14 protein-coding genes are annotated in these 20,200 nt (G+C 60.2%); 8 read left to right on the top strand and 6 right to left on the bottom strand.

Going from position 1 to position 20,200, the window contains the following annotated elements; translation table 11 throughout:
* Window positions 1-3: 3 nt before the first annotated feature.
* From ACFVTJ_RS12905 to ACFVTJ_RS12925, 5 genes are read right to left on the bottom strand one after another with little or no spacing between them, the layout of a single operon-like run.
* The gene (locus ACFVTJ_RS12905) at window positions 4-789 is read right to left on the bottom strand and encodes an ABC transporter ATP-binding protein (RefSeq protein WP_386907919.1); all 786 of its coding nucleotides are present in this window, start codon (window positions 787-789) and stop codon (window positions 4-6) included.
* Window positions 786-1,589, bottom strand: coding sequence for an ABC transporter ATP-binding protein (locus ACFVTJ_RS12910; RefSeq protein ID WP_386907921.1), 804 nt, complete (start codon window positions 1,587-1,589; stop codon window positions 786-788). The genes ACFVTJ_RS12905 and ACFVTJ_RS12910 overlap by 4 nt, the downstream gene beginning before the upstream one ends.
* Window positions 1,586-2,416: an ABC transporter permease gene (locus ACFVTJ_RS12915; RefSeq protein ID WP_386907923.1), complete on the bottom strand. Its 831-nt coding sequence runs from the start codon at window positions 2,414-2,416 to the stop codon at window positions 1,586-1,588. The genes ACFVTJ_RS12910 and ACFVTJ_RS12915 overlap by 4 nt, the downstream gene beginning before the upstream one ends.
* Window positions 2,413-3,402, bottom strand: coding sequence for an ABC transporter permease (locus ACFVTJ_RS12920; RefSeq protein WP_386907925.1), 990 nt, complete (start codon window positions 3,400-3,402; stop codon window positions 2,413-2,415). The genes ACFVTJ_RS12915 and ACFVTJ_RS12920 overlap by 4 nt, the downstream gene beginning before the upstream one ends.
* A gap of 9 nt (window positions 3,403-3,411) precedes the next feature.
* A complete protein-coding gene (locus ACFVTJ_RS12925) occupies window positions 3,412-5,019 on the bottom strand; it encodes an ABC transporter substrate-binding protein (protein ID WP_386907927.1) in 1,608 nt (535 codons plus the stop codon).
* On the opposite strand from ACFVTJ_RS12925, the gene ACFVTJ_RS12930 reads away from it, so the two are divergent.
* The 3 genes from ACFVTJ_RS12930 to ACFVTJ_RS12940 all read left to right on the top strand — a co-directional run bounded on the left by ACFVTJ_RS12930 (window position 5,018) and on the right by ACFVTJ_RS12940 (window position 9,524).
* Window positions 5,018-5,242, top strand: coding sequence for a hypothetical protein (locus ACFVTJ_RS12930; protein ID WP_386907928.1), 225 nt, complete (start codon window positions 5,018-5,020; stop codon window positions 5,240-5,242). The genes ACFVTJ_RS12925 and ACFVTJ_RS12930 overlap by 2 nt on opposite strands.
* A gap of 153 nt (window positions 5,243-5,395) precedes the next feature.
* Window positions 5,396-8,170, top strand: a complete 2,775-nt coding sequence (locus ACFVTJ_RS12935; RefSeq protein ID WP_386907930.1) for a DNA translocase FtsK — start codon at window positions 5,396-5,398, stop codon at window positions 8,168-8,170.
* A 277-nt stretch (window positions 8,171-8,447) separates the two neighbouring features.
* Window positions 8,448-9,524, top strand: a complete 1,077-nt coding sequence (locus tag ACFVTJ_RS12940) for an Ldh family oxidoreductase (protein WP_386907932.1) — start codon at window positions 8,448-8,450, stop codon at window positions 9,522-9,524.
* Between the two features lie 43 nt (window positions 9,525-9,567).
* Here ACFVTJ_RS12940 and ACFVTJ_RS12945 read toward each other — a convergent pair whose 3' ends face one another.
* A complete protein-coding gene (locus ACFVTJ_RS12945; protein WP_386907934.1) occupies window positions 9,568-11,562 on the bottom strand; it encodes a putative bifunctional diguanylate cyclase/phosphodiesterase in 1,995 nt (664 codons plus the stop codon).
* A gap of 315 nt (window positions 11,563-11,877) precedes the next feature.
* On the opposite strand from ACFVTJ_RS12945, the gene ACFVTJ_RS12950 reads away from it, so the two are divergent.
* The 5 genes from ACFVTJ_RS12950 to ACFVTJ_RS12970 all read left to right on the top strand — a co-directional run bounded on the left by ACFVTJ_RS12950 (window position 11,878) and on the right by ACFVTJ_RS12970 (window position 20,111).
* Complete coding sequence (locus tag ACFVTJ_RS12950; RefSeq protein ID WP_386907936.1) at window positions 11,878-12,924, top strand: class I SAM-dependent methyltransferase; 1,047 nt, start codon at window positions 11,878-11,880, stop codon at window positions 12,922-12,924.
* A gap of 122 nt (window positions 12,925-13,046) precedes the next feature.
* Window positions 13,047-13,871 (top strand): bifunctional allantoicase/(S)-ureidoglycine aminohydrolase, encoded by an 825-nt coding sequence (locus tag ACFVTJ_RS12955; RefSeq protein ID WP_386907937.1) that lies wholly within the window; start codon window positions 13,047-13,049, stop codon window positions 13,869-13,871.
* A 168-nt stretch (window positions 13,872-14,039) separates the two neighbouring features.
* Window positions 14,040-15,545: a diguanylate cyclase domain-containing protein gene (locus ACFVTJ_RS12960; protein WP_386907939.1), complete on the top strand. Its 1,506-nt coding sequence runs from the start codon at window positions 14,040-14,042 to the stop codon at window positions 15,543-15,545.
* A gap of 225 nt (window positions 15,546-15,770) precedes the next feature.
* Window positions 15,771-16,964: an efflux RND transporter periplasmic adaptor subunit gene (locus tag ACFVTJ_RS12965; protein WP_386907941.1), complete on the top strand. Its 1,194-nt coding sequence runs from the start codon at window positions 15,771-15,773 to the stop codon at window positions 16,962-16,964.
* Window positions 16,965-16,976: 12 nt separating this feature from the next.
* On the top strand, window positions 16,977-20,111 hold the full coding sequence (locus ACFVTJ_RS12970) for a multidrug efflux RND transporter permease subunit (RefSeq protein WP_386907943.1): 3,135 nt from the start codon (window positions 16,977-16,979) through the stop codon (window positions 20,109-20,111).
* Window positions 20,112-20,200 lie beyond the last annotated feature (89 nt).

Here is a 20,200-nt window from a genome sequence, read left to right on the forward strand (position 1 = left end):
GTCTTATCCTTGCATGGTGGTGATGAGCCGCGGGGCAGCATCGATCAGGCTTCTGGCAGTCGAGGATTGCGGCGCGGAAATGATCGCTTCGGTTCCGCCGATTTCGACGATCCGACCCGCCTCCATGATCGCGACACGGTGGCAGACAGCGCGGATGACGGCGAGATCATGTGACACGAAAATACAGGAAATCGCCGTTTCCCGCTGGATTTCCACCAGCAGTTCGAGAATTTGCCGGCGAACCGAAACGTCGAGCGCCGAGACCGCTTCGTCCATAATGAGAAGCGACGGCTTGAGGGCAATGGCGCGGGCAATCGCCACACGCTGCCTTTGCCCGCCCGAAAGTTCGAAGACGGAGCGGCCGGCATAGGCAGCTGGCAGGCCGACACGCTCGAGAAGGCGGCGTATTTCCGCCGGGCGGTCGCGCCTCTGAACGATGCGGTGAATGCGCAGCGGCTCGACTATGGCGTCCTCGACGGTAGCGCGTGGGTTGAAGGCGCCATGCGTATCCTGAAACACCATCTGCATCTGCTGCCGGGCGGCGCGCAATGCGCTGCCGCCAAGCGAGAGCCAGTTGCGGTTTTCGAAACGGACTGTGCCTTCGTCGGCGGGGATCAGCCGCATCAGGATGCGCGCCAGTGTCGATTTCCCGCAGCCGGAGGGGCCGGCAAGGCCCAACGTCTCGCCGCGCTTGAGCGAAAACGAGATATCGGAGAGCGCCGTCACCGTTCTTGCGCCGGTGCGGTAGGTCTTGGAAAGGCCGTCCACGCTCAGAAGGATTTCGTTCATGGCGCGGCCTCGCTGACGAGCGGCGGCGTCGAAAGATCGAGGTAATCGGCAAGCAGCGCCCGGGTATAGGCATGGGCGGGCGCGGAAAGCACCCGCCGGGCCGGGCCGTGTTCCACCAGCTCGCCGGCGCTTAAAACAGCGATGTCGTCGGCAAGGCTGGAGGCCAGGCCGATATCATGGGTGATGAATACAAGCGTTCTTTCTTCCTCGCGCACGAGATCATCGAGAAGGGTGGCGATGGCCGCCTGGGTTACCGTGTCGAGCGCGCTCGTCGCCTCGTCGGCAATCAGGATTGAAGGGCGCGCCGCAATGGCGGCGGCAATCGCCACACGTTGCCTCTGCCCGCCGGAAAGCTGGTGCGGATAGGCGGTGAGCAGATGGGAGGGATGCGGCAGCCGCACTTTTTCCAAGAGATCGCGGGCAAGATCGCGCGCGGCCCTCCATGAGATGCCGAGATGTCGCACCGCGCCCTCCGCCACCTGTTCGCCGATGGTTAGAACCGGGTTCAGTGTCGCGCCGGTATCCTGAAAGATCGTGCCGATATCGCGCCCCGGCGCCGGTCTGCCGGTGAAAAGGCCGCTGTCACGGCTCCAGGAAATATCGCCCGAGACCCGCGCGGCCTGCGGCAGAAGACCGGCGATCGCCTTGCCGAGCGTGGATTTGCCCGAGCCGCTTTCGCCGATGATCGCCAGCCGCTGCCCCTGCCGTATCGTCAGGGAAACCTTGCGCAGCGCCGGTGCATCGGCCGCGGCATAACGGACGGTGAGATCATCGATCCGGCAAAGGGCGTTACCGCTCATGGCGCCTGCCTCCTCGTCGCCATCGCCCTGTTGATGCCTTCTCCGAAAAGATAGACACCGAGCACTGTCACCAGCAGGCCGATGCCGGGGATGACGGACAGGAACGCGGCTGAGCGCAGTACGTTGCGTCCTTCCGCGATCATCGAACCCCAGGTAACGATATTGGGATCGCCAAGCCCGAGGAAGGAGAGTGCCGCCTCGGTGAGGATGGCCGCGGCAACGATGATGGCGGCGAGCGCCAGGACCGGCGGCAGGGCATTGGGCAATATTTGCCGGAAGGCGATTTCCAGCGGATGCATGCCGATGGTGCGGGCGGATTGCACATAGTCCCGCTCGCGGATGCTCAGCACCTGCGCCCGCATCAACCGCGCCGGATCCGCCCATCCGCCGAGCGCAATGGCCAGAATGACTGTCGGCATCGAGGGGCCGATGGTGCTGACGAAGGCAAGCGCCAGCAGGAAATTCGGCACGATCTGAAAGGCATCGGTGAAGCGCATAAGCGCCTCATCCACAAGGCCGCCGGCAAAACCGGCAATCGTGCCGATGACGGTGCCGAAAACAAGTGCTGCGGCCGCTGCACCCATGCCGACGAGCAGCGATGCCTGTGCGCCATGGGCAAGTTCGGCCAGCACATTGCGGCCCAGCCGGTCGGTGCCAAGCGGCAGGGCCGCATCCGTAAAGGGCGCAATCAGCGGCTCGCCGACGATCGCCAGCGGATCGCCGGGGAACAGGAGGGGAGCGGAGAGCGCAATTACCGCCAGCAATGTCAGGATGACGGTGCCTGTCACACCTTCGAAACTGCGCAGGAGCCGGAGAACGAAACTCATGCCGCGTTCTCCCCGCTGCCGATGCGCGGATCGAGAACGGAATAGAGAATGTCGATGGCGAGATTGACGAGGATGACGAAGATGGCGCTGGTGAGGATAATGCCCATCAGAAGCGGCGTATCACGACCGCTGACGGCCTCCTGCGCCAGCCGGCCGAAACCCGGAATGGCAAAGACGCTTTCAATCACCACGCTGCCGCCCAGCATGGTTGCGGCCTGCAGGCCAAGCACAGTGATGAGCGGCAGCGCCGCGTTGCGGGCAACATGACGCAGCACGATGCGCCGTCTGGAAAGCCCCTTGGATTGCGCAAAAAGCACGAAATCCAGGGGCAAGACGGCCGCCATGGCGGTGCGCATGACGCGCAGGAACAACGCCAGATAGATGAGGCCAAGGCTGGCGACCGGCAGTACGAGATGGCGGGCAATATCCAGCGCCCGGGAAAAGCCTTGCTTGCCCGAGGCGATGGTTTCTATGCCCGAGGTCGGCAGCCAGCGAAGCTGCACGGCAAAGACGATGGCAAGCACGAGGCCGAGCCAGAAGCCGGGCGTGGCGTAAAGTGTGAGCGACAAGGCGGAGAGCACCCGGTCGGTTACTCCACCGGGACGCGCGCCGGCGACGATACCGAGCGCGGTGCCGAGGATGAAGGCAAGAGCGGTGGCGCTGCCCATCAGAAGCAGCGTGTTCGGCAGCCGCTCGAGGATCAATCCCAGCACCGGCCGGTCAAAGGCAAGCGACCAGCCAAGATCGAGCCTCAGCACCGAACTGGCATAGAGCCAGAAGCGGGCGAGCATCGAGCCGTTGAGGCCATATTGCTCGCGCAGCGCATCCCGCAGCCCGGCATCGCCGCCGCCGATGGAAACGAGATAGGCATCCACCGCATCGCCGGAGGCATTTTCAAGCAGGGCGAAGGTGAAGATGAGAACGATCAGCAGCACCGGAATGGCGCTGATCGCCCTTCGCCGCAGCAAAGACGTCGCACGGTTCACGGCGCGGCCTCAGCTATCGACCGCGGTATCCGCCCAGTTGGAAACCGCCCAGCGTGGATTGCTGGCGACATGTTTGACCGTATCGCGCGCCACCGTGATGAAACCCCATTCGGCGACGTTGATGAGCGGCAGATCGGCTGTAACCTGTTTCTGGAAATCCTTGTAGAGCGCGGTGCGAGCTGCCGTATCCACAGTTTGCGCCGCCTTGTCGATCAACGTATCGAGCGTCTTGTTGTCATACCCGCCCTGATTGGAGAAGCCGACGCCGGCGGGGATGCCGGAGCGCACGAGAATCGTGGTGGATATTGCCGGGTCGCCACGGAACACAGGGGGAGCAACTGCCAGATCGAAGGCGTGGTCGGTATAGACGGCCTTCTGGTGGGCGGCAGCGTCGTTATTGACCAGCTCGGCATCGATGCCGATTTCCTGAAGCGCCTGACGAAGATAGGAGCCGAATTGTTTGGTTTCGTTGAAATAGGGCGCGGGCAGAAGTTTCAGCGAAAAACGCTTTCCGTCAGGTCCGCGAGCATATCCGGCCTCGTCCAGCAGGGCATTGGCCTTGGCGACGTCGAAATCATAGGTCTCCACATCGCCGGTATAAAATTCAGGGGCGTTTTTTGGCACGGGGCCTGTCGATGCCGTGGCATAACCGAGGAACACCTTGTCGATGACGAATTTCTTGTCGATGGCATGCGCGATGGCCTTTCTGACCTTGAGGTCGGCCAGTTCCTTGCGGCGGTGATTGATTTCCACCACCAGCTGATAGGTCAGCGCCTCGTAACCATCGGCGATCACCTTGATACCCGGCTGCTTGGCGATGCGGGCAAGATCGGCGAGCGGTACGGCGGAGAAGGCGGCCAGCTGGATTTCTTCGGCTTCCAGCGCCGAGGCTGCCCCTGCACGGTCCGGCAGGACGCGATAGATGATTTCCTCGAGCTGCGGCTGGTCTTTGCCCCAGTAATTCGGGTTGCGGGTCAGGCGGTAATATTCGCCGGGTTTGTATTCGGCAAAAACGAAAGGCCCGGTGCCGACCGGTTTGGTATTGGCCGGATTGGTGGCGATATCGGTGCCTTCATAAAGATGTTTCGGCACGACGCTGGTGACGACAGGCAAAGCATTACGGATGAGCTGGAACGGCGTGGGTTTGGAAAAACGGAAGACGGCCGTGTGGTCGTCAGGCGTTTCCACCTTGTCCAGATTGGCAAAGACCAGCCGGCCGAGGTTCTGCAATGGTTTCCACACCGAAAGCGCCGAAAAGGCCACATCCGCCGAGGTAAAGGGTTTACCGTCATGCCAGGTCACGCCTTCGCGCAGCTTGAAGGTGGCGCTGAGGCCATCATCCGATCCCTGCCATTCGGTCGCAAGCCGCGGTTCCAGCCCGTCCTTGCCATCGAAGGAAGCTTCCGCCAGCGGCTCGACGATCTTGCTGGCGATATAAAACACGCCATTGGAGGCGACGATGGCCGGATTGAGGTTTTTCGGCTCCGAATCGGCCGCGACGATCAACCGTCCGCCGGATTTCGTCTGCGCTGAGGCGATTCCCGCCAGTCCCGTGGTTGCGGCAAGAGCAAGTGAGGTCTTGAGAAGCGATCGGCGGGAAAGCTGGACAGGCGACATGAATTTCACTCCGGAAATGAGGGCGAGACGGGCTTTTCCGCTTGGCCCGCGGCATCCCGATCTTAAGACTGCAACCTCGGCAGTGTCCACGTTAATTCGCGGCCTTTACAGCAATGATTTTACGTTGCCGATGAGTTTGAAGAAACAATATGCCTCACCCGCGCCAATCTGGTTTTCCCCCGTTGATGCGGAATATCCCCAGTTTGAGGAAAAACAGATTTAATAAAATAAAAACAGAGTGTTGATCTTTGTTTTCGCTGTGGGCGTATACCGGAACGGACCTGTGGGTGAGGTGAAATCTGCCGCCGGAGCGCCGTTTGGAAAGGGGTAATTAACCTTTATTTTCTATTTCAGGGAGACCGAAATATGTACGTTTATGATGAGTGTGCACGCTGCCATGAGCTTCTCCCGATCCAGATTCCAGAATTCGTCCAATAACGCAGGGGAGGGGAGCGAAAACGCCCGTCATGCCGGCGGCAAGGCGGTTGCCGGGCAGCAGACGGCGGTGAAGGCAAGTGCCGCACCCCGGCCCAATGCCGATATCAGCGCAGCCGACGCCATTGAAGGCCGTGCCGAAATGCCCGGCTGGCAGAATGCTTTCGTGCTTGGCCCCAATGTGCGCTTTACCCGCACGCCGGAAAGCGCCTTTAGCCGACGCATGCCGGTCGAGACACCAAATATTCCGGAAGAGCTCCATATTCCCGAAGAGGAAATCGTTGCTGTCGCCGCGCCGAACACGGTGGAGCCGGAAGCGATGGCCCAGCGGGCCGTCGCACATGAGAATAATGCTGCCCCGTCCCATAAGGTCGTAAAACCGGCGGAGCAGCGCGTGCCGCCGCCGCGCATGCCGTTTTTGCCGCAGCCGCCCGATGCGCGCGGTGCCAGGGCGCTGACCTATAAATTGCGTCTCGAACTTGCGCGCAAACAGGCGGAAGAAGCCGCGGCGGCCGCACAGGCACCAGCGGAGGCCGTGACATCCGCACCCATGGTGGAAGCGCCGGTACAAAGCGTATCTGCCGCCATTCAGCCGCTGCCTGCCGTCCAGCCAAATGCTGTGGCGCAGGCCGCCATCCCGGCTGCATCCGTTCCCGCCTTTGCCGCGCACCTGCCGGATGAACTGTTTTGGGAGGTCATGACGCTTGATCTGCCGGGGGCTGCGATCGAGGCCGTTCCCGCCTATCTGCGCGCCAATTTTGCCGATCAGGCTTTTGCAAATACGGCGCTGGCAAATCCCGCTGTGACGAACCCGGCGCTGACGGCATCCGCCCCTGCCGTTGCCGCGTCGTCGGCCGCTGCCGTTGTGCTTTCAGCCGAGCCGCCGGTCGTCACCGTGCCAGGCGGTTCCGCGATCCGGCTTTACCGGGAAATCGGCGTACGTCAGGCTGTCGTTCCGGTCGCCACGCCGGTCGCAGAAAAGGAAATCACGCCGCAGCCGATGGCGGAGGCACCCGTCTTCGTCGAGCCGCAGCGGCCGGTCGAGCAGGCCCAGCCGATTGAAAGCCAGCCAGCAGCCAGAGTAGCGGCAGAGCCGCGCTTCACGCCGCGTGCACCCATCCAGGCTTCGCAGCCGATGTTCCGCGAAGCGCCGGTCTTTGCCGAGGGAGAATATCAATATCCCTCCATCGATCTCCTGCAGGAAGCCCGTGTCCAGCAGACCACAACCATGACGCCCGAAGCGTTGGAACAGAGCGCCGGGCTTCTGGAAAGCGTGCTTGAAGATTTCGGCATCAAGGGCGAGATCATTGACGTCCGCCCCGGCCCGGTCGTGACGTTATACGAGTTCGAGCCTGCCCCCGGCGTCAAATCCTCGCGCGTCATCGGCCTGTCCGATGATATCGCCCGCTCCATGTCGGCGCTGTCGGCCCGTGTCGCCGTGGTGCCCGGCCGCAATGTCATCGGCATCGAACTGCCGAACCCGGTCCGCGAAACGGTCTATCTGCGTGAATTGATCGAAGCGACCGATTATGCCGAAACGCGTCAGAAGCTCGCGCTCTGCCTCGGCAAAACCATCGGTGGCGAGCCTGTCATCGCCGAACTGGCGAAGATGCCGCATCTGCTGGTCGCCGGCACCACCGGTTCCGGCAAGTCGGTTGCCATCAACACCATGATCCTGTCGCTGCTCTACCGTCTGAAGCCGGAAGAATGCCGCTTGATCATGGTCGACCCGAAGATGCTTGAACTGTCTGTTTATGACGGCATTCCGCATCTGTTGACGCCTGTCGTTACCGATCCGAAAAAGGCGGTCATGGCGCTGAAATGGGCCGTGCGCGAAATGGAAGACCGCTATCGCAAGATGTCGCGTCTCGGTGTGCGCAATATTGACGGTTACAACGCACGGGCAGCGGCTGCCCGCGCCAAGGGCGAAACTGTGTTCTGCAACGTGCAGACCGGCTTCGACCGCGCCACCGGCGAGGCTGTTTATGAGCAGGAGGAAATGGACCTCACGGCCATGCCTTACATCGTCGTCATCGTTGACGAGATGGCTGACCTGATGATGGTTGCGGGCAAGGAGATCGAAGGCGCGATCCAGCGTCTGGCGCAGATGGCGCGTGCCGCCGGCATCCACCTCATCATGGCCACGCAGCGCCCGTCGGTCGATGTCATCACCGGCACGATCAAGGCGAACTTCCCGACCCGCATCTCCTTCCAGGTAACGTCGAAAATCGACAGCCGCACCATCCTTGGCGAACAGGGCGCAGAGCATCTGCTCGGCCAGGGCGACATGCTGCACATGATGGGCGGCGGCCGCATCGCCCGTGTCCACGGTCCGTTCGTTTCGGATGAGGAAGTGGAAAAGGTCGTGGCGCATCTGAAGACGCAAGGCCGTCCGGAATATCTGGGCACCGTCACCGAAGACGCCGAAGAGGCCGATGAAGAGGCGGAAGAGGATACGGCTGTTTTCGACAAGACGTCGATGGGCGACGACGATAGTGACGATCTCTATGAAAAGGCCGTCAAGGTGGTGATGCGCGACAAAAAGTGCTCGACCTCCTATATCCAGCGCCGCCTGTCTGTGGGCTATAACCGGGCCGCCTCGCTGGTGGAGCGTATGGAGCAGGAAGGTATTGTTGGCCCAGCAAACCATGTCGGCAAGCGCGCCATCATCGCCGGTGAGCGCGGTGCTTACGAAACGATGGGTGCGGACGACTGATTTCGCGCCGATTCTGCGGCGGAGATTTCCAGTGCCGCTCCGTCGAGCCCGCTATGCCGGGCTCGATCCGGCTCCATCCACGTCGCCTGCGGCAGACTCGGGTTCCTGAACCATGGACCTGATCGCCCTTGGTTCCGGGGCAAACCCTGAATTGTGGATATGAGGTATGTCGTATCCTCTGCGCTTATCAGCGTTTCGGCCGCGATATGCCATTGCAAAAACACGCCCCATGAATAGCCTGTGCGGCAAAGATTCTGGAATTGGGTAGGATTCCCTCATGACGCACGGTAACGAAAAGGCCACTGTTCTGGCGAGGCTGGACGAGTTGGAGCGGTTCTGCCGCGCCGTTTTTCTGGCCGTCGGCACGGATGAGGAAACGGCCGATGCGGCGACCCGCGCCATGATGCATGGCACAAGGCTCGGCGTGGACAGTCATGGGGTGCGCCTGCTCGCGCACTATGTCACGGGTCTTGAAGGTGGACGCCTCAATCGGCGGCCGCAGATCAGCCGCGTTTCCGGCTTCGGCGCCGTGGAAACGATCGACGCCGACCATGCCCATGGCGCCCGCGCCACCTATGCGGCCATGGAGAATGCCATGGCGCTGGCGGAAAAATTCGGCATTGGCGCGGTGGCGATCCGCAACTCCTCGCATTTCGGTCCGGCCGGCGCCTATGCGCTGGAAGCGGCCCGACAGGGCTATATCGGACTTGCCTTCTGCAATTCAGACAGTTTCGTGCGCCTGCATGATGGGGCAATGCGCTTCCACGGCACCAACCCCATTGCCGTCGGTGTGCCGGCAGCGGATGACTTGCCCTGGCTGCTGGATATGGCCACCAGCGCCGTACCCTATAATCGCGTTCTGCTTTACCGGAGCCTCGGCCAGCAACTGCCGCAAGGTGTCGCCTCCGATGGCGACGGCGTTGACACGCGTGATCCCAATGCCGTCGAGATGCTCGCCCCGGTCGGCGGTGAGTTTGGTTTCAAGGGCGCGGCGTTGGCGGGTGTGGTCGAGATTTTCAGCGCAGTTCTCTCCGGCATGAAGCTCAGTTTCGATCTCGCCCCCATGGGCGGGCCGGATTTTGCCACACCGCGCGGGCTCGGGGCCTTCGTTCTGGCCCTGAAGCCGGAGGCCTTTCTGGAGCGCGACGTGTTTGACGAGGGCATGAAGAGGTATCTCGAAGTGCTGCGAGGATCACCCGCTCGCGAAGACTGCAAGGTCATGGCCCCGGGTGACCGGGAGTGGGCCGTCGCGGCAAAACGGGAGAGGGAAGGCGCACCTGTCGATCCCGTCACACGGGCGGCCTTTTCGGAGCTCGCAGCAAGATTCTCGGTTGAGCCGCCCGCCTATCATTAAAGCGGCCTATGGATGCCGGCCGCCTGCCGCTGCCATCCTAAAATCAGGCGGGGCGCAGCAGCATGTTGGGGCGGGGATAGGGCGTTGCCGCCGCTCCCAGTCTTTCGGCGACGACCGGGCGGCCGAGATAATAGCCCTGCGCGTAGTCGATCTCCATCTGGCGCACGAGCCGTAGCTGCTCTTCCGTCTCCACGCCTTCGATGAGGATCTTGTGGCCGCGATTGCGGATGAGGCGGATCATGTCCTGCAGCATCGCCCGGCCGCGCGGCGTATTGCTGTCCTGCAGGAAGGAGCGGTCGATCTTGACGGTGTCAAAATCCGTCATGCGCAGCCATGAAAGGCCGGCGAAACCGGTTCCGAAATCATCCAGCCATATATTGATGCCGAGCGTCTTCAGATCGCTCAGGCAGCGCAGGACGTCCGAATGCATTTCCATGTCGACGCCTTCGGTGATCTCGAAGGCGAGCCTGTTGCCAGCAATGCCGGCCTCCACGAGGATGGCCGCAACCGAGGTGGCAAAACCGGGATTTTTCAATTGCATCGGTGAGACGTTGACGCTGACGACATCCACTCTGTCATCGGCAAGAAGCTGCTTGCAGACGGTCTTGATGGTCCAGAGGCCGAGTTCCATGATGGTGCCGGTGCGTTCGGCTATCGGAATGAAAATACCGGGCGAGACCGGATTACCGTCCAGCAGGCGAAGCCGCATCAGCGCCTCTACCCCCGCGGTCTCGTTGGTGGAGATGTTGAGGATCGGCTGATAGACGAGGGAAACGAGATTTTCCGCGATAGCGATCTTCAGCAGGGCGGCAATGTTCTCGGTCTCATCACTGGAATGCGGGTCTTCGGGGTCAAACAGTTTCATGCAGTTGCGGCCGTTGCCCTTGGCGATATAAAGCGCACGGTCGGCTTCGTTGATGATTTTCTCCAGCTTGCCGTCGGGATTCGGACGGGTGAAGGAGGCGCCAATACTGACGGTAACGATGAAGGTGCCATCGCGACGCTGGTCATGCGCAAGCGAAAGCTCTTCCACGGTATGGCGGATCGTCTCTGCCAGTTCGCCAACCTGCTGCTTGGATGTGAACGGCACCAGCACGATGAACTCTTCGCCGCCATAACGGCCGATCGAGGCGCCGTGGTCGATGATTGCATCCTGCAAGGCATTGCCCACCGTTATCAGGCATCTGTCGCCTTCCTGGTGGCCGTAGCGGTCGTTGTATTTCTTGAAGAAGTCGACATCGATCAGGAGAACGGCGAAACCCTCTTCCTTCCTGACCCAATTGTCCCACAACAGACGCAGATGGTGGTCGATGGCGCGGCGGTTCTGCAGACCGGTCAGGGAATCGGTATTGGAAAGCCGCAGCAACGCCTGACCACGCTCATCCGCCGCCTTCTGCTGCGCCTTTGCCTCCAGCCCGTTGACGAAGACGTGGTAACGCTCGCGGTTGAGGTTCCAGTTCACATAGGAGGTGAAGACGAAGCACGAAATGTAGAAGGTGCCGAATGCGAACTTGTAGAAAATATCCTCTGGAAACTGCGTCGCCGCCAGAAAATAGGTCACCAGAATGATGCCGGAGGACACCAGCGACAGATGGAAGCGGAAGCTGAAGAACAGATTGGCGCCCATCATGAAGATCGCCCCGAAAACCATGTAATAGGACATGTTTTCGAGATTGTCGGTCAGAAGCGACGGCAGCAGCCAGCCGATATAGCCCATGACAAGTGCAGTGGCGCAGGTCAGATCAAGGGCTGCCGTGCTGGCGCCCTTGTGCAGCTGGATCTCTAGCGTCAGCAAGGATGACAGGGCGACGACGAAGCGCGCAACAATGGTATAAGACGCGACGTCGGGTATCAGGATGATGTCGGATATGGCAAATAGCAGATAGATGAAAACGGCCGTCCACAAGCCTCGCCGGATTGAACCGCGGCGACTGCGCTCACCTTCCTGCTGGTAAAGGGCAAGAAGTTCATCAGAAAACCGGGAATCCGGCCGCCGATAGTCTTGTTGTCCACTCACCTCTCCCAATGTGTGCTTCATGCACTTTCCCATAGTGTTGCGTATACTTAATTAAGTAACTGCTTATTCCACTTTTCCGTGTGCAAATACACCGGCGCGGGTTCCTGTTCATCTATCCCAATGTGAGCGGCAGACACCGGGAGGAAGAACGCATCATACGTTCCCGACATTAAGTTTCACTGAATCGCGTATCCGCTCTCTCCTCTGCCCACGAGTGTGACCAAAAAAATACGCTAATTTACTAATGTATCCCTACACCGCTGAAAAATTGAAAGCGAGTGGCCATCCGTCTCCCAGAAACGTATAGTTAACAATGTGTTAATACTGGAGGCTGATGTGGTTCGGGTAAAGAAGAAAAATCTTGACGGGGCAAGTCTGATTACCCCGGATACTGTCGCAAAAGAGATTTTTGCGCGCAGAACGGAAACATTCGATGAGCAGTTCGCGGTTGCGAAAGCAGAGGTAGCACTCATTCTCGAATTGGCACAACAGCAATTCGACAGTCGTGTTTCAGCACATGAGATAATACATAGAACGGCGGGCGCACTTCATGGTCTGCGAGATAATCTCCACTCCAGCGTGTGGGCTGAACTGATTCCACTGGTGCAGAATCACTCCGTGTCGGAGCACTTTCTCGAAGATCCCTTCACCCGATGGTCGTTTGAAAAGCCGAGGGGCTATTCGGGCGACGCCCAGTTGCTCGACTTCATCTACGGTCACGACAGCGTTGCCGAACTGGTGAAGAACGCCTCGCCGCTGGGGTCCGCCCTTTACGATTACACGAAGGATGCGAGCTCCTCGGTTGCCGTGCGCGAGCGGCGGGACCTGCTGACACGGTTCGTGGATGAGGCCGCCGCCCGCCATGGCGAGGATACGGAAATCCTCACCATTGCCTCCGGCCACCTGCGTGAGGCCGATGCTTCGGTGGCGCTGAAAGAGGGCAGGATCAAGCGCTGGGTGGCGCTGGATCAGGACCCCTTGAGCGTCGGCTCGGTCGCCCGTGATTTCGGCGGTCGCGGTGTGGAGGCAATTGACGGTTCGGTGCGTGATATCGTGCTGCGCACGCAGGAGCTCGGCAGCTTCGATCTGATCTATGCAGCCGGTCTTTATGACTATCTGAACGACCGTGTGGCGATCAAGCTGACACGGCGCTGCATGGAGATGCTGAAACCCGGCGGCATGTTCCTCTTCGCCAATTTCTCAGAAGACATCGTTGTCGACGGCTACATGGAAACCTTCATGAACTGGGCGCTGCTGTTGCGTTCGAAGGCGGATATGTGGCGGATCATCAATGCCAGCGCTGATCCCTCAAGCATCGAAGCGGAGGTGTTCTTCGGCGAGAACCACAATATCGTCTATGCGACGATGCGTAAGAAAGGTTGAGATAGAAGGGTGCGCATATTTCTTCTCCGCGAGGGGACCCGTCCCCTGTCCATCGCCAATAACTATTTGATTAAACCACATCGCGGGCCTAAGAATCCGCGCCTGATGCGTCGCAGAATGGAATGGCTGAAATGAAGAGATATTATTCGGATATGGGCGGTCTCCAGGGGCAGACGGAACTGCTGTCAAGCAAGGCTGTTTTCAAGACCGCCTATGCCGTCATCCCCAAGACCGTGATGTCCGATATCGTGACAAGTGTGCTGCCGCACTGGACAGGTACGCGGGCCTGGATCATCGCCCGGCCGATGACCGGTTTTTCCGAGACTTTCGCGCAATATATCGTTGAGGTGCAGCCCGGTGGCGGCAGTGAGCGGCCGGAGCCGGACGAAAGGGCGCAAGCGGCGATCTTCGTTGTCGAAGGCGAAATGACCGTGACGTTCGAGGGTGCACAGCATGCCCTGCGCGAGGGCTCGTTCGCCTACCTGCCGGCCGGTACGCGCTGGCAGGTCGCAAATTCCGGCAAGGCGCCGGTCAAGTTCCATTGGGTCCGCAAGGCGTTTCAGAGGGTTGACGGGCTGGAGCCGCCGCCGGCGATCTTCTCGCATGAAGACGAGATCGCCATGTCGGCCATGCCTGATACGGAAGGCAAATGGGCAACGACCCGTTTCATCGATCCGGAAGATGTGCGTTATGACATGCATCTCAACATCGTTACCTTCGAGCCCGGCGCGACCATTCCCTTCATGGAAACCCATGTGATGGAACACGGCCTCTATGTGCTGGAAGGCAAGGCCGTCTACCGGCTGAACGAGGACTGGGTGGAAGTTGAGGCCGGTGACTTCATGTGGCTGCGCGCCTATTGCCCGCAGGCGTGTTATGCGGGTGGGCCGGGTCGGTTCCGTTATCTGCTCTACAAGGATGTGAACCGCCACGTGAAGCTCTGGTAAGGGCATCTACTGCGGGAACCAGGGAATTATCGCGCAATCCGGCAGTTTGCGCGATAAATGCTTGCTTAAAATCGAATATCCCTAATAAATTCCGATATGCGGGCGGCTGCCGCCATTCCGCACCATTCCGGCATCTGCCTGCATCTATTTTTCGAGAAGAATGCCCGTATGAGTGAGACGATCGATACCAATGTCTTCAATCTCGCCCCCGTGGCGATGTGGATCGAAGATTTCAGCGCCGTGAAGAGCCAGTTCGATATTTGGCGGGCTGAGGGTGTCGAAGATATCAGAGCTTTTCTTCTGGAGGATTTGTCACGGGTAGCGGCCTGTTCGCAGAAAATCCGCGTGATAAAGGTCAATGCCAAGACGCTGGAACTGTTCGAGGCCCGCGACCAGGCGCATCTCGTTGACAATCTGCACCGGATTTTTCGCGACGACATGCTGGAAAGCCATGTGAACGAGCTTTCCGAACTCTGGGCGGGCAAAACCGAATTCACCAGCAATGCGGTGAACTACTCGATCGGCGGCAAGCGGCTTGATATTCAGCTACGCGGGGCGGTCATTCCCGGCTACGAGGGCACCCTCGGCCGGCTGCTGTTGACCACCGAGGACGTGACGGAGCGGGAAGAAGCCCGCCGCAAGGAACTTCTCAACCGCCGCTATGCCGAGGGAATGTTCAAACATTCGCCGGTCTCCCTCTGGGTGGAAGATTTCAGCCGGGTGCGGCGGCTGATCGAGGAGGTCAGGGAGCGTGGCATCGTCGATTTCCGGGTGTTCATGGATGTTCATCCGGAGTTCGTGCGGCAATGCATGAGCGAAATCCGCGTTATCGACGTTAACCGGGCGACGCTCGACCTTTTCTGTGCACCGGACCGGCAGGTTCTTCTGCAGCGGCTTGGTGACATTTTCCGCGATGAGATGGAAAAGCCGTTTCGTGAGCAACTGATGGAGCTTTGGAACGGCAATCTCACCCACCACCGCGAGGTGGTGAATTATGCGCTAGATGGTTCCGAGCGGCACGTTCTCCTGCATTTTTCCGTCTTCCCCGGCCATGAGCGGGACTGGTCGCTGGTGCAGGTGGCGTTGACGGACATTACTGCGCGCAAGAAGGCGGAAGCCTATCTCGAATATCTCGGCAAGCACGATGTGCTGACCAAGCTGCACAACCGCGCTTTCTATTCGGACGAGCTGAACCGGCTGGAGCGCAGCGCGCTCAGGCCGGTTTCCGCCATCGTTATCGATCTCAATGGTCTAAAGGACGCCAACGACAAGCTGGGACACGATGCCGGCGATGCTTTGTTGCGACGCATGGGTGAGGTGCTGAACGGCGTGGTGACCGCACCAAACCATGCGGCGCGCATCGGTGGTGACGAATTCGCCATCCTTCTTCCCGGCGCCGACAAGCAGGTGGCCGCCGCCATGGTCGACACGGTCTACGAACTGCTGAAGATCAACAACCAGTTCTATTCCAGCGCGCCGCTCAGCCTGTCGCTGGGTGTCGCGACCAGTGAGGTCGGCGAGACGATGGAATCGGTAGTACGCCGGGCAGACATCAACATGTATGAGCAGAAGAACGCCTATTATACGGCACTGCGTAGCCGCTCGGCAGACAATAGCGATACGACGAAAAGTAGCCCTCAGTCAGAAGCCTCGTCGTTGAAGCGCCTCTTCTAAGGGTAACGCGGCGAGGGCAATGTCGCTCTGACCGCCAATAACCTTTCAGCTTAACCCCAATTCTATCATCTCGCCGGACGCGGGACACCATTTTCTCGTCCCTGACCGCAGTGCTTCACAAGCACGTGAGAGCGTTTTTGCGCTGCAACAATTCTATTGCCGAAATTTTACATACGTCTTAGTATGTATGTAAATACGACTTATTTTGTGGATTCGGAGCGCAGTATGGCGAAGAGATTTGGGCAGATCGTAGCGATGTTGTTGACAGGCATCGTTCTGGTCGGGTGCAGCGATGAGCAGGCGTCCGCGCCCGGCGCCCCGCCGCCCGGTGCGGTCAAGGTCGTGACCGTGAAGCCGGAAGAACTGCCCATCACCAATGAATTGCCGGGACGCATTGCGCCCACGCGGCTTGCCGAAGTGCGCCCGCGTGTTTCGGGCATCATTGTGGAGCGGGTGTTCGAGCAGGGCTCGCTGGTGAAGGAAGGTGATATCCTCTATCGGATCGATCCCGCGCCGTTCCAGGTGCGCGTCGACAGCGCCGAAGGCACGTTGCGGCGGGCGCAGGCCGCGCAACTGCAGGCGCGGCAGACGGCTGACCGGCAGCAACAGCTGCGCCGGTCCAATGTTGGCTCGCAGCAGGAATTCGACAATGCCATTGCCCAGCTGGCGCAGGCCGATGCCGAAGTGGCGGTTGCGGAGGCCGGCGTTGCGGAAGCAAGGCTCAATCTGCAATATGCCGATGTGAAGGCTCCCATCAGCGGCGTCATCGGCCGGGCGCGCATCACCGAAGGCGCGCTGGTCAGCGCTACCGGTTCGGAAAGCCTGGCGACGATCCAGCAGCTGGATCCGATCTATGCCGACTTCACGCAGCCGGCAGCCGATCTCATTCGCCTGCGCAAGGCGCTGCAGGACGGCCAGCTGATGACCGGTAAGAATGAGGCCGAAGTCAACCTGCTGTTTGATGACGGCAGCCGCTATCCGGTTTCCGGCCGCCTTCTGTTCTCCGAAGCGGCGGTGGATGAAACCACCGGCCAGGTGACGCTGCGTGGCGAATTTCCCAATCCGAACGGCGATCTTTTGCCGGGCATGTATGTCCGCGTCCAGATCCAGCAGGGCATCCAGAAGGCAGCCTTTGCCGTTCCGCAGCAGGCCGTACAGCGCGATGCGGGCGGGCAGGCGAGCGTGCTCGTCGTCAATGCCGAAGACACGGTCGAACAGCGGCGCGTCAGCGTCGGTCGCTCGATTGGCGATCGTTGGGTGATTTCGGAAGGCCTCAAGGATGGCGACCGCGTCGTCGCCGAAGGTTTCCAGAAAACCGCGCCGGGCGCCAAGGTGAAGCCTGAGCCGTGGTTGCAGGAACCCGACGTCGCCGCCGCCAGCAGCGAGGGCGCTGCCCCGGCCGCCGCCGCGAAGCAATAAGGACCGATCTCCATGGCACGTTTTTTCATCGATCGGCCCATTTTTGCCTGGGTCGTCGCCATCTTCATCATGCTGGCGGGAGTGCTCGCCATTCCCATGCTGCCGATTGCGCAATATCCGAATGTGGCTCCACCGCAGATCTCGATCGGCACCAACTATCCGGGTGCATCGCCGGAAGACATCTATCAGAGTGTTACCAGGCCCATTGAGGAAGAGCTGAACGGCGTTCCCGGACTCATTTACTTTGAATCGACCTCGGAATCCTCCGGCCGTATTTCGATCAACGTGACCTTCGAGCCCGGTACCAATATCGGCGAAGCCCAGGTCGAAGTTCAAAACCGCATTGCACGCGTCGAACCGCGTCTGCCCCGGTCTGTGACGCAGCAGGGTCTGCGCGTGGAACAGGCTGGCACATCATTTCTGATGATGGTGGCGCTGACCTCGGTTGACGGCAACACCGATGCGATTGGTCTTGGCGATTATCTCAGCCGCAACGTGCTGGGTGAATTGCGGCGCGTGCCAGGCGTCGGCAGCGCGCAGCTGTTTGCCACTCAACGCTCCATGCGTATCTGGATGGACCCCGACAAGATGTTGGGTCTCAGCCTGACGTCAAACGATGTCATCAGCGCCATCCAGGCGCAGAACTCGCAGGTTGCCGCTGGTCGTATCGGCGCATCGCCGAACCCCGTCGGCCAGCAGATTTCAGCAACCGTCAACGTTCAGGGTCAGCTGACCTCGCCGGAGGAATTCGGTTCCATCGTCCTGCGCGCCAATCCCGATGGCTCATCGGTGCGGCTGCGTGACGTCGCGCGTGTTGAAGTGGGCGGCGAGAGCTACAATTTCTCGAGCCGTCTCAACGGCAAGCCCAGTGCCGCCATCGGTGTCCAGCTGTCACCGACGGGAAATGCGTTGCAAACCTCAGAGGGCGTGCGTGCCACGATGGATGAGCTTTCGCGCTATTTCCCACAGGGCATCGAGTACGAAATTCCCTATGACACCAGTCCCTTCGTGAAGATTTCGATCGAAAAGGTCATTCATACGCTGATCGAGGCCATCATTCTGGTCTTCGTGGTGATGTTCGTGTTCCTTCAGAACATCCGCTACACCATCATCCCCACGCTGGTGGTTCCGGTGGCGCTGCTCGGCACATGTGCCATCATGTATGTATCGGGTTTCTCCATCAATGTGCTCACCATGTTCGCCATGGTTCTCGCCATCGGCATTCTCGTCGATGACGCGATCGTCGTCGTTGAAAATGTCGAGCGCATCATGGCGGAGGAGCATCTGTCGCCAAAGGAGGCGACCCGCAAGGCAATGGGCCAGATTTCGGGCGCCATTATCGGCATCACGCTGGTTTTGACGGCGGTCTTCGTGCCCATGGCTTTCTTCCCCGGCGCCGTCGGCATCATTTACCAGCAGTTCAGCCTGACCATGGTGGTTTCCATCCTGTTTTCGGGCTTCCTTGCGCTATCACTCACGCCGGCGCTCTGCGCGACGTTCCTGAAGCCGATCAAGGCCGGCCATCATGAGAAGAAGGGTTTCTTCGGCTGGTTCAACCGCGGCTTCGACAAGGCCTCACACAAATACTCGTCTTCAGTCGGCAGCATCATCAAACGCTCTGGCCGTTTCATGATCATCTATGCGGCGCTGCTTGCCGGTCTCGGCTGGGCCTATATGCAACTGCCAAGCTCGTTCCTGCCGAACGAGGACCAGGGTTATCTGATTGTCGACGTTCAGGCGCCAGCGGAAGCCAGCACCGAGCGTACTCTCCAGTCCATCCAGCAGATCGAAAAAATCTTCATGGAAGAACCTGCCGTGGAAAGGGTCATCGCTGTTTCAGGTTTCTCCTTCTCCGGCTCCGGCCAGAATGCGGGTCTCGCCTTCGCAACGCTGAAGGACTGGAGCGAGCGCGGACCTGAGGATTCGGCTGCTGCCATCTCCGCCCGGATCAACGGCAAGCTTTGGGGCCTTCCCGATGCCATGTCCTTTGCCCTGTCGCCGCCGCCTATTCAGGGTCTGGGCAACTCGAGCGGCTTCACGTTCCGCCTTCAGGACAGGTCGGGTGCCGGTCAGACCGCACTCAGCGCGGCGGGTGCCCAACTCATGGCTGCCGCCCGCCAGAGCCCCATTCTTGCCGGTCTTCGTATCGAAGGCATGCCGGATGCGGCGCAGGTCAATCTCATCATCGACCGTGAAAAGGCCAACACCTTTGGTGTGACCTTCAGCGACATCAACGCCACCATCTCGGCCAATATGGGGTCGTCCTACGTCAACGACTTCCCCAATGCCGGCCGCATGCAGCGCGTGACGGTGCAGGCCGAGCAGGGCCAGCGCATGAAGACCGAGGATCTTTTGAACCTCAACGTCCGCAACGCCAATGGCGGCATGGTGCCGGTAAGCTCATTCGCTTCGGTGGAATGGGTGCGCGGTCCCTCGCAGGTGGTCGGTTATAATGGCTATCCGGCGATCCGTATCAGCGGCCAGTCTGCCCCCGGTTACTCCTCCGGTGATGCGATTGCCGAAATGGAGCGTCTCGCGCGCGAATTGCCTAGCGGTTTCGGTTTCGAATGGACCGGCCAGTCGCTGCAGGAAATCCAGTCCGGCTCGCAGGCGCCGGCGCTGATCGCCCTCAGCGTGCTGTTCGTTTTCCTGTTGCTGGCGGCGCTTTACGAAAGCTGGTCCATTCCGCTCTCCGTTATGCTGGTGGTACCGCTCGGCGTCATCGGTTCAGTGGCGGCGGTGATGCTGCGTGGTATGCCGAACGACGTCTACTTCCTGGTGGGCCTCGTCGCCATCATCGGCCTCTCGGCGAAGAATGCGATCCTTATCATCGAATTCGCCAAGGATTTGCGGGCGGAGGGAAAATCCACCTATGATGCCACGGTGGAGGCGGCACATCTGCGTTTCCGGCCGATCCTGATGACCTCGCTCGCCTTCTCGCTCGGCGTCCTGCCAATGGCGATTGCGTCAGGCGCGAGTGCGGCCAGCCAGAACGCCATCGGTACCGGCGTTCTCGGCGGCATGATCTCGGCGACGATCCTTGCGATCTTCTTCGTTCCCGTGTTCTTCGTCTTTGTCATGAAGATTTTCGGAGATCGGAAGAAGGGCAGCGAGATTGCTGCTGACGCCGTATCGCCGGCCGAATAAAACGATGGGAAGGCCGGGTAGATATGCGATCAAGGCAATCATCTGAGTGACAGCCCGGCACAGCAAAGAGGCACGGTGCGAAAGCACCG

This window comes from Agrobacterium sp. NPDC058088 (assembly GCF_042885035.1).
GTDB lineage: Bacteria > Pseudomonadota > Alphaproteobacteria > Rhizobiales > Rhizobiaceae > Agrobacterium.